Annotated in this window: 7 protein-coding genes and 2 pseudogenes; 6 read left to right on the forward strand and 3 right to left on the reverse strand. The window is 61.9% G+C overall.

Annotated features, from left to right (window positions below; genetic code table 11):
* Window positions 1–254 precede the first annotated feature (254 nt).
* The 3 genes from C5L12_RS23685 to C5L12_RS23695 all read left to right on the forward strand — a co-directional run bounded on the left by C5L12_RS23685 (window position 255) and on the right by C5L12_RS23695 (window position 1,731).
* The gene (locus C5L12_RS23685) at window positions 255–1,046 is read left to right on the forward strand and encodes an N-formylglutamate amidohydrolase (RefSeq protein WP_105374518.1); all 792 of its coding nucleotides are present in this window, start codon (window positions 255–257) and stop codon (window positions 1,044–1,046) included.
* Window positions 1,047–1,067: 21 nt separating this feature from the next.
* The gene (locus C5L12_RS23690) at window positions 1,068–1,376 is read left to right on the forward strand and encodes a DUF1244 domain-containing protein (RefSeq protein WP_105374519.1); all 309 of its coding nucleotides are present in this window, start codon (window positions 1,068–1,070) and stop codon (window positions 1,374–1,376) included.
* An 82-nt stretch (window positions 1,377–1,458) separates the two neighbouring features.
* Complete coding sequence (locus C5L12_RS23695) at window positions 1,459–1,731, forward strand: DUF2312 domain-containing protein (RefSeq protein WP_105374520.1); 273 nt, start codon at window positions 1,459–1,461, stop codon at window positions 1,729–1,731.
* A gap of 72 nt (window positions 1,732–1,803) precedes the next feature.
* Here the strand turns inward: C5L12_RS23695 and C5L12_RS23700 are convergent, their stop codons facing one another.
* The 3 genes and pseudogenes from C5L12_RS23700 to C5L12_RS23705 all read right to left on the reverse strand — a co-directional run.
* On the reverse strand, window positions 1,804–3,618 hold the full coding sequence (locus C5L12_RS23700; protein WP_105374548.1) for a peptidoglycan L,D-endopeptidase MepK: 1,815 nt from the start codon (window positions 3,616–3,618) through the stop codon (window positions 1,804–1,806).
* Window positions 3,619–3,871: 253 nt separating this feature from the next.
* Window positions 3,872–4,048: pseudogene (locus C5L12_RS29250) on the reverse strand (helix-turn-helix domain-containing protein); the annotation flags it as partial.
* A gap of 200 nt (window positions 4,049–4,248) precedes the next feature.
* Window positions 4,249–5,437, reverse strand: a pseudogene (locus C5L12_RS23705) (sigma-54-dependent transcriptional regulator); the annotation flags it as partial.
* Between the two features lie 164 nt (window positions 5,438–5,601).
* On the opposite strand from C5L12_RS23705, the gene C5L12_RS23710 reads away from it, so the two are divergent.
* From C5L12_RS23710 to C5L12_RS23720, 3 genes are read left to right on the forward strand one after another with little or no spacing between them, the layout of a single operon-like run.
* Window positions 5,602–7,461, forward strand: coding sequence for a M3 family oligoendopeptidase (locus tag C5L12_RS23710; RefSeq protein WP_105374522.1), 1,860 nt, complete (start codon window positions 5,602–5,604; stop codon window positions 7,459–7,461).
* An 8-nt stretch (window positions 7,462–7,469) separates the two neighbouring features.
* The gene (locus C5L12_RS23715) at window positions 7,470–8,645 is read left to right on the forward strand and encodes an aminodeoxychorismate synthase component I (protein WP_105374523.1); all 1,176 of its coding nucleotides are present in this window, start codon (window positions 7,470–7,472) and stop codon (window positions 8,643–8,645) included.
* Window positions 8,630–9,310, forward strand: coding sequence for an aminotransferase class IV family protein (locus C5L12_RS23720; RefSeq protein WP_105374524.1), 681 nt, complete (start codon window positions 8,630–8,632; stop codon window positions 9,308–9,310). Before C5L12_RS23715 ends, C5L12_RS23720 begins: the two co-directional genes overlap by 16 nt.
* Window positions 9,311–9,312: the final 2 nt, after the last annotated feature.

The raw sequence follows: 9,312 nt of genomic DNA on the forward strand, positions 1-9,312 counted from the left end.
GTGCCGGGGCGGAAAAGAGGGAGCGGAGATAGGTTTTCGGGGATTTTTTCGACACGGTTTCCGTCAGGACTCCATGGTTATTCGTGAAGCACTTTCTTCGCGCGCCGGAATCGGAAAGTCAACGAAAGTCTAATCGATTAGCCAACCTTCACGCCACCAACCAGTGCCTTTTAACTGGTCCAGCGCCGCTTGCGCCCGGCGGCTGCGCATGCCATCACCGATATCGACGAAACGACAGCTACTCCCCGCGCCACATGCAGGACTTCATTCCGTTCGAAATCATAGAAGGCGATTATGACGCCGGCATGGTGCTGCTTGCCGATCATGCCATGAACCGGCTGCCGGCCCGATACGGAAGCCTGGGACTTCCGCCGAGCGCATTCGAGCGCCATATCGCTTTCGATATTGGCATCGAGATGCTGACCCGCCGGCTCGCTGGCATGCTGGATGTCCCGGCCGTGCTCGGCTGCTTCTCCCGCCTGCTTATCGACCCGAACCGCGGCGAGGACGATCCGACCCTGGTCATGAAGATTTCCGACGGTGCGATCATTCCCGGCAATCATCCGATCACCGAAGAGGAATGGGCGCTCCGGCTCGATACATATCACCGCCCCTATCACCGCGCGGTCGAGCGGACGATTGCCAAGGCGGGCGCATCCGGCCGGGCTCCGCTCGTGCTGTCGCTGCATTCCTTCACGCCCTTTTGGAAGGGCGTGCCGAGACCCTGGCACGCGGCAGTACTTTGGGACAGCGATCACCGCGCCGTCCTTCCGTTTCTTAAACTTTTGCGGCAACCGGGCGATATCCTCGTCGGCGACAACGAACCCTATGACGGTGCGTTGAAGGGCGACACCATGTACCGTCACTGCATGATATCAGGCACGCCGCATGCCCTCCTCGAGGTGCGGCAGGACCTGATTGGCGATGAGCGTGGCGTCGATGCCTGGGCCGAAAGATTGGCGCCGGTCTTCAAGACGCTGAATGCCGACCCCACATTGCACGAATACAGGATCTTCCCGTCGCGTACGGGTCCCTATCCGACTTGAAGAGAACCAGGAGATGTTCCGATGACCGAACTTTCGAAGGAACAGCAGACCGAATTCGAGGCCGCGGCCTTCCGGCGTCTGGTGCAGCATCTGCGCGAACGGACCGACGTGCAGAACATCGATCTGATGAATCTCGCCGGATTCTGCCGCAACTGCCTGTCCAACTGGTACCGCGACGCCGCAACGGAAGCGGGCGTCGACCTTTCCAAGGACGCCTCGCGCGAGATCGTCTACGGCATGCCTTACGAGGAGTGGAAAAATCTCCACCAGGCCGAAGCGAGCGACGCTCAAAAAGCCGCATTCGAAGTGAACAAGCCCGCGCACGGTTGATCGACAGGCGATTTGTCTTGACCTTCCGGCAGCTTTTCGGCAGTTGACGACCACTCATTCAAATTTTCATCAGGAGATCCCGATGTCTGATGCTCATGGCGTCGCCCGCGACCAACTCCGCGCATTTGTCGAGCGCATCGAAAGACTGGAAGAAGAAAAGAAGACGATCGCCGACGATATCAAGGACGTCTATGGCGAAGCCAAGTCCATGGGCTTCGACACCAAGATCCTGAAGAAGGTCATTGCGCTGCGCAAGAAGGACGACCAGGAACGCATGGAAGAGGACATGATCCTCGATACCTACCTGCAGGCGCTGGGCATGATCGAGTCAGCTCCCGATCAGGACGCCGCCTGAAGCTCCCGGATCCGAGAGTACCAAAAACCCGCCACTCGGCGGGTTTTTTCTTGCTGCGAATTCTCGAGCGGTTCAGTTCGCGGGGCCGCTGAAGCGGTTGGGATCGATCGCCACCGCTGCGGCAACCGGCTTGAAGCCGCCGCCGGAATAGGCTGCCGAATAGTCGGCATTCAGCGTCCGGTTCGTCACGCGCGGCGCCTTCATGGAAGCGACCTCTTCGGCGCGATTATTGTTGAGAGCCCACTTCGCAACCATATCGCCGGTCAGGCCCTTGCTGGATGCCTGGGAGGCAGGCTGGGCTGTACGGCCGCCCTTGGTCGGCGCAGGCAAGGCGCCGGTGGAGGCAGCGACTGGCGTCTTCGGCGCATCGAACCCGTCGCCGAACTGCATGCCCTTCCTGGCGGAAGACGACTGGATGACCTTCGGCGAAACGGCAGCCGTCTGGACCGGTTTCTGGACCGGCACGGCTGGCGGTGCGGGTAGAGCCGCGGCCTTGGGCTGCGCCGGGACCGGAACGGCGGCCGAAGGCGCCGATGGCATTGCCTGGCGCGCAGGCTCGACACTCTGCGAAAGGGCAGCCACGAGTTCGGGCGTCAGTTCCTGTTCGTTGGCATCGTGCCGCGAAGCCGGAGCAGCTGCCGCCGCGGCAGGGCGATGAGCAGGCAGCGGAATAGCGGCCATCTCCTGCGGCGGCTGCATCGGGCCGACGGAGGCCGTCATCACGCCGTTGTCGGCATCGCCCTTCAGGCCACGTGGCCCGAGCAGGGTCGGAACCGGGATCTCATAGGCGGAAAGATCCGCAAAGTTCTCGCCGTTCTGCTGCATATTGGCCTGAGCGGAGGCCTGGATCGCAAGAGCTTCCTGCGCCGGATTGCGTGCCGGCGAATAAAGCGCGGTCGCAAAGCCGCCAGGGGCCGCATCCGAGCGGAAGGCCGGACGCGAAAGCGGAACGGGTGCTGCGATATCGGCCTGAGGCGGCTGCGGCGCAGCCGAAGCGACCATCACGGGAGCCGCAGGCTCCTCTTCCGGTGCCGGTTTTGCGGCCGGTGCCGGACGTTGCGCGGTGGCCGGCGTGCTGCTTTCCTCGTTGTCCTCCTCCTCGTCGGCACCACCGCCGCCGAACAGGAAGGCCAGCAGGTTAGGCTGCCGCTTGCGGCCGGTCTCCTCGCCGCGGATGCCGCCGCCGGCGGTGCTGGCGATCTGGATCGAGCTGGAGCTGACGCGTTTCTTGTAGTCGGCAAGCGCCTGTTCATAACCCGGCAGCGGCTTGCCGTCAGCGGGAAGATGAACGGTATTGCCCTTCGGGAAGATCTGCACCAGTTCCTGGCGCGACATGCGCGGCCAGGCGCGAACACCGCCGACGTCGAGATGCACGAAGGGCGAACCGGATTTCGGATAAAAGCCCACGCCCCCGACCTGCATCTGCATGGCGAGCGCGCGCAGCGTAGAAAGCTTCACGCCCGGTATGTAGAAATCCATGGCCTTGCCGAGCATATGCTGGCTGTTCTTGGCAACGCCCGTGGTTCGGGACCGCGAACGCAGCATGCCGTTGGTTTCAGGCGAACGAAAGGCCGAGACAACGTGGATGTAATCGGAGGCACCGGAACGGCGATAGACTTCCCAGACGAGGTCGAAAAGCCGCGGGTCCATCTTGGTCGGCTGATTCTTGCGCCAGTCGCGCAGGAGCTGGTTGATCTGCTGCAGGCCGCGCTGGTCGTATCTGCCATTCCGCTTGAAGGTAATGACTGCTTTTTCGCCTGTGTGCACGAAATAAAGCTTCAGGCTGCGATCTTCGGCAGCAGCTTGGGTGGCTGAGCCGGAAAGAATAGGAAACGCCGTCAAAAGCAGCAACGCTGCGGCAACGACGTGCTTGGTGAAAGTTCCCATAAGCCCGGCTTTGCCGCCCGGCGCCTTCTCACCCGAAGGCGTTTCTTTTGCATACTGATCCGGCAAAACGATCCCCGTCCTGTCGACAACGTCCCACGTTGCCTCAAATGACTGTCAATTGCGGTGACACGATGGCAAATGTGCCACACATGTACAACCTTATTCCGTATAGTCAACAATTGACTAATAGGAGATTGACAGAGGTTGACAGGACTTCCTTGCGCGAAGGTTAATCATTTCTAATGCACTGTTCCTACGCTGCTTCTTTCAACGGATCGTCAGGGTCGATGCCGTAATCCTTGAGTTTCCGGTAAAGGGTGGATCGTCCGATGCCGAGCTTGCGGGCGACCTGGCTCATCTGGCCGCGATAGAATTTGAGCGCAAAGCGGATGAGCTCTTCCTCCACGTCAGCGAGCTTTCGCACCTCGCCGGTCTCGTCGGTGCTGACGATGATATTGTCAGCCGTCGGATAGGCCGCCGCCAGCATGGCCTTCGGATCCGGCTTTCCGGCGCGCGCTTTTTCGCTGTTGGCAAAGACGGGCGATTCGGCGAGAGCCTCGCGCATGGCGCGGTCGGCGGCGACGGAAGGCGACGGAGCGGCAGCGGTTGCGACCAGTTCCGCCGAATGGAATTCCGGCACCTGCGCTGCGATCTGCGGGAAATCCGCGTCGGTCAGTTCGTCGCCTTCTGCGAGCACCACGGCCCGGAAAACCGCATTCTCGAGCTGACGGATATTGCCCGGCCAGTCGTAGGCCGTCAGCAGCGCTAGAGCGCTTGGGCCGACTGTCAGCGTCTTCGACAGCTTCTGCTCGGTCGAGAAGCGCTCGGCAAAGACGCGGGCGAGATGCGGAATGTCCTCCTTGCGGCGACGCAGCGCCGGGATCGTGATCGGGAAGACGTTGAGGCGGTAATAGAGGTCCTCGCGGAAGCGGCCTGCACGCACTTCCTCGATCAGATCCTTGTTGGTGGCCGAAATGAGGCGGACATTCACCTTCTGCACTTTGGCGGCGCCGACTGTCTCAATTTCGCCTTGTTGCACAGCGCGCAGCAGCTTCACCTGCACATCGAGCGGCAGGTCGCCGATCTCGTCCAGGAAAAGCGTGCCGCCGTCCGCCTCGACGAATTTGCCGGTATGCTTTTCCGAGGCGCCGGTGAAGGCGCCCTTCTCGTGGCCGAAAAGGATGCTTTCCACAAGATTGTGCGGAATGGCGCCGCAGTTGACGGTGATGAATGGTTTGCCGGCCCTGTCCCCGTTCGACTGGATGGCGCGAGCGATCATTTCCTTGCCGACGCCCGATTCGCCTTCCAGAACCACTGGAATGTTCGAATGAGCGGCACGTTGTGCAAGATCGATGACCCGCAGCATGTCGGGACTTGCCGAAACGATATCGCCGAAGCCGACGGTGCCGGGGCGCTGGCGCCTGCCGGCACGGGCTTTGGATTCCTTCTGGTCGAGCTTCAGCGCATTGGCGACCGAAGCCGCGATCCGCTCCGGCGAAACTGGTTTGACGACGAAATCGAACGCCCCGGCCCGCATCGCCTGGACGACCGAATCGATGCTGCCTTGTCCGGTCTGGACGATCACGGGCGTCTCGATGCCGAGCTCCCGGATCGCCGAGAGGAAGGTCAAGCCGTCCATCTCCGGCATCATCAGGTCGAGCACGATGACGTTGATGTCGACCGCGGTTCGCTTCAGGAACTCAAGCGCAACGAGACCGTTTTCGGCGAGGTGGGCGGCGTGGCCATATCGCTCCACAGCATTCTTCAACAGGCGGCGTTGAATCGGATCGTCATCGACAACGAGGATTTGCGCAATCATGCTCGGCTCCCGGCTACGTTCATCGTGCCCCCTTTCGGGCTCTTATGTAGCCGGTTGTGTCAGAAAGGCTTGAACATCCCCTTTTGAGAAAAGCTTGCATTTTAACTGAGGGCGATGAAAACAACTTCGCATAAACCGGACCGTAATATCAGAAGGACAAGGCGATGAGACGACCAGAAACCGTGTGCCGTGAGATTCCCGCCGCGATTGCCGCAGGCGGCGCCGCTTCCGACCCGGCGCTCGGATTGCTGCCGGTCTGGAAGCTTTCGGATCTCTATCCTGCCAAGGACGCGCCGACCTTCGCGGCAGATATGGAAAAGGCGGAGGCACTTTCGCTCGCCTTCGAGGAGAAGTGGAAGGGTAAGCTTTCCGGTGCCGCGGCAAAGACCGGCGCCGGCGGGCTCGGCGAGGCGCTGAAAGAATACGAGGCGCTGGACGATCTCCTCGGCAAGCTCGGCTCCTTTGCCGGCCTCACCTATTTTTCCAACACGACGGATCCGGCCAACGGCAAGTTCTACGGCGACGTGCAGACGAAGCTGACCGATCTGTCGTCGCATCTGCTTTTCTTTGCGCTCGAGCTGAACCGCATCGAGGACGCGGTCATGGATGTCTGCATGGATCGCGATCCGGCCGCCGGCCATTATCGGCCCTGGATCGTCGACCTCAGGAAGGACAAGCCTTTCCAGCTCGACGACAAGCTGGAACAGCTCTTCCTCGAAAAATCGATGACCAGCGCCGCCGCCTTCAACCGGCTGTTCGACGAAACCATGGCGGAGCTGCGCTTCGAGGTGGACGGCGAGAAGCTGCCGCTCGAAGTGACGCTCAACATGCTGCAGGAGCCGCAGCCGGAAACCCGCGCCAAGGCCGCAGTCGCGCTGTCCAGGACCTTCCACGAAAACCTCCGCGTCTTCACGCTGATCACCAACACGCTCGCCAAGGACAAGGAAATCTCCGATCGCTGGCGGGGCTTCCAGGATATTGCCGACAGCCGGCATCTCGCCAATCGCGTCGAGCGTGAAGTCGTCGATGCGCTGGCCGCTGCGGTCAAGGATGCCTATCCACGGCTGTCGCACCGCTATTATGCGATGAAGGCAAAATGGCTCGGCATGGAGCAGTTGAATTTCTGGGACCGCAATGCGCCGCTGCCCGAGGCCCCGACTGCCCTTATTCCCTGGACCGATGCAAAGGAAACAGTGCTTTCCGCCTATCGGCGTTTTGCGCCGGAAATGGCCGAGATCGCCGGCCGCTTCTTCGAGGAGGAATGGATCGACGCCCCGGTACGACCGGGCAAGGCACCGGGCGCTTTCGCGCATCCGGTCGTGCCCTCTGCCCATCCTTATGTGCTCGTCAATTATATGGGCAAGCCGCGCGACGTGATGACGCTCGCCCACGAACTCGGCCACGGGGTGCATCAGGTGCTCGCCGGCGATCAGGGTGCCTTGATGTGCCAGACTCCGCTGACGCTCGCGGAAACCGCCTCGGTTTTCGGCGAGATGCTGACCTTCCGCGCGCTCCTGGAAAACACCAGGGACAAGCGCGAGAGGAAGGCGATGCTTGCCCAGAAGGTCGAGGACATGATCAACACGGTCGTGCGCCAGATCGCCTTCTACCAGTTCGAGCGCAAGGTCCACACCGCCCGCAAGCAAGGCGAATTGACGGCCGAACAGATCGGCGAATTGTGGCTGTCGGTCCAAGCCGAAAGCTTGGGGCCGGCGATCAGGATTTCGGAGGGTTATGAAAGCTGGTGGACCTATATCCCCCACTTCATCCATTCGCCCTTCTACGTCTATGCCTATGCCTTCGGCGACTGCCTGGTGAATTCGCTCTACGCGGTCTACCAGAACGCCGCACCGGGCTTCCAGCAGAAGTATTTCGAGCTTCTGAAGGCGGGCGGCACCAAACACCATTCGGAACTCCTTGAGCCGTTCGGCCTCGACGCCACCGACCCGGCCTTCTGGTCGAAGGGCCTGTCGATGATCGAAAGCCTGATCGACGAGCTGGAGGCTCTGGACAACGGCGCCTGAGTATCCCGATGGAGCAGAAGGCGCCCTACGCGCTCTTTCGCGACGATCCTGCCGGCCGGAGCCTCGTCTTCGACCGGCCGAAGGAGGTCGTCTTTGCCCGCACTGCCGCCGAGGTTCTGCCGGCGTTGCAGCATCTGGAAGAAGCACGCCGCGCCGGCCGCTGGCTCGCGGGCTATATCTCCTATGAGGCCGGTTATGTGTTCGAGGAAAAGCTCCGGCCGCTGATCGTCGACAACCGGGCAACGCCCCTGATCGCCATGGGCATCTTCGACAAGCCTTCCGGCAGCGAGCATCCGCTAGCAGGACCGCCCGGCGCAATCGTCGACGACGGTTCCTCCGAGGGCTCGTTCCTTAGCGAACCGCGCGCCGGGTGGGATTTCGCAACCTACGAGGAACGGTTCAACCGCCTCCATCAGCATCTGCGTCGCGGCGACTGCTACCAGGCGAACCTGACGATGCCGATCACCGCCGCCTGGCAGGGCGATCCGCGTCAGGCCTTCTGGTCTCTCGTCGCCCGCCAGCCCGTTCGCTACGGCGCCCTTGTCCACCTCGGCGGTCCGATCGTCCTGTCGCGATCGCCGGAGCTCTTCTTCTCCGTCGATGCCGAGCGCTTCATCGAAACCCATCCGATGAAAGGGACGGCGCCGCGCGGCCAAACCGCCGAAGAGGACGCAGCCATCGTCGAAGCCATGCTTGCGGACGAAAAGACCCAGGCGGAGAACCGCATGATCGTCGATCTCCTGCGCAACGACATCTCTGTCGTCAGCGAGGTCGGCACGCTGTCCGTCCCGAAACTCTTCGCGATCGAGACCTATCCGACCGTCCACCAGATGGTGAGCCATGTGCGGGCAAAACTCCTGCCCGAGGTGGGTTTCCCGCAGATCCTTGCGGCGCTGTTTCCCTGCGGGTCCATCACGGGAGCACCGAAGATGTGGGCCATGCAGATCCTGTCCCGGCTGGAGGCCCGCCCCCGCGATGTCTATTGCGGTGCGATCGGTTATTGCGATCCCGCCGGCCCCATGCGTTTTTCGGTGGCAATCCGCACGATCACGCTTTTCAATGACGGCAAGGCAGTTTTCAATGTCGGGGGCGGCATCGTCTTCGACTCCGAGGCCAAGGCCGAGTATGATGAGTGTCTTCTGAAGGCACGTTTTGCGGTAGGCGATCAATGGATTTCTCGCTGATCGAAACGATGCGCTGGGAACCGGATTCGGGTTTTCTGCGCCTGGAACAGCACCTGCGCCGGCTCAAGCGCTCGGCCGATGCCCTCGGATTCCGCCCGCCGCCGCCGGATACGCTCAGGCAGCTCGAGGCGGCCACCGGTGGCGACGCCGCCCTGCGCGTTCGCCTCGTCATGACCTACCGCGGCAAGGTCGAGATCACGACAACGCCTTTCATCCCCGCTCCGGCCGGGACGGTGTGGCGTATCCGGGTTGCGGCCACAAGACTTACTTCGGACGATCCCCTGTTCCGCCACAAGACCTCCCGGCGGGAACCCTATGAAGTGGCCCGCTCCGAATTTTCGCCTGATGAGGCCGACGAGGTAATCCTCCTCAACGAGCGCGGCGAAATCTGCGAAGGCACGATCACCAACGTTTTCGTCGAGGATGCAGGCGGACAGTTGCTCACGCCGCCGCTGATGAGCGGACTTCTGCCGGGCATATTGCGGGCCGAGCTGATCCGCGAGGGAAAGGCGCGCAATCAGATACTTCGCGCGGAAGACCTCGATGGTCGCCGTCTCTTCGTCGGCAATTCGCTTCGCGGCCTCATCGCCGCCGAGCTCGCAGGTCGCGAAAAACAGGCCGAACGCGTCAGCGACGACAAGGTCGCCCGCCGAAACGCGGGGTAGAC

The sequence above is a fragment of the Neorhizobium huautlense genome, from assembly GCF_002968575.1.
Taxonomy (GTDB): Bacteria; Pseudomonadota; Alphaproteobacteria; order Rhizobiales; family Rhizobiaceae; genus Neorhizobium; species Neorhizobium huautlense.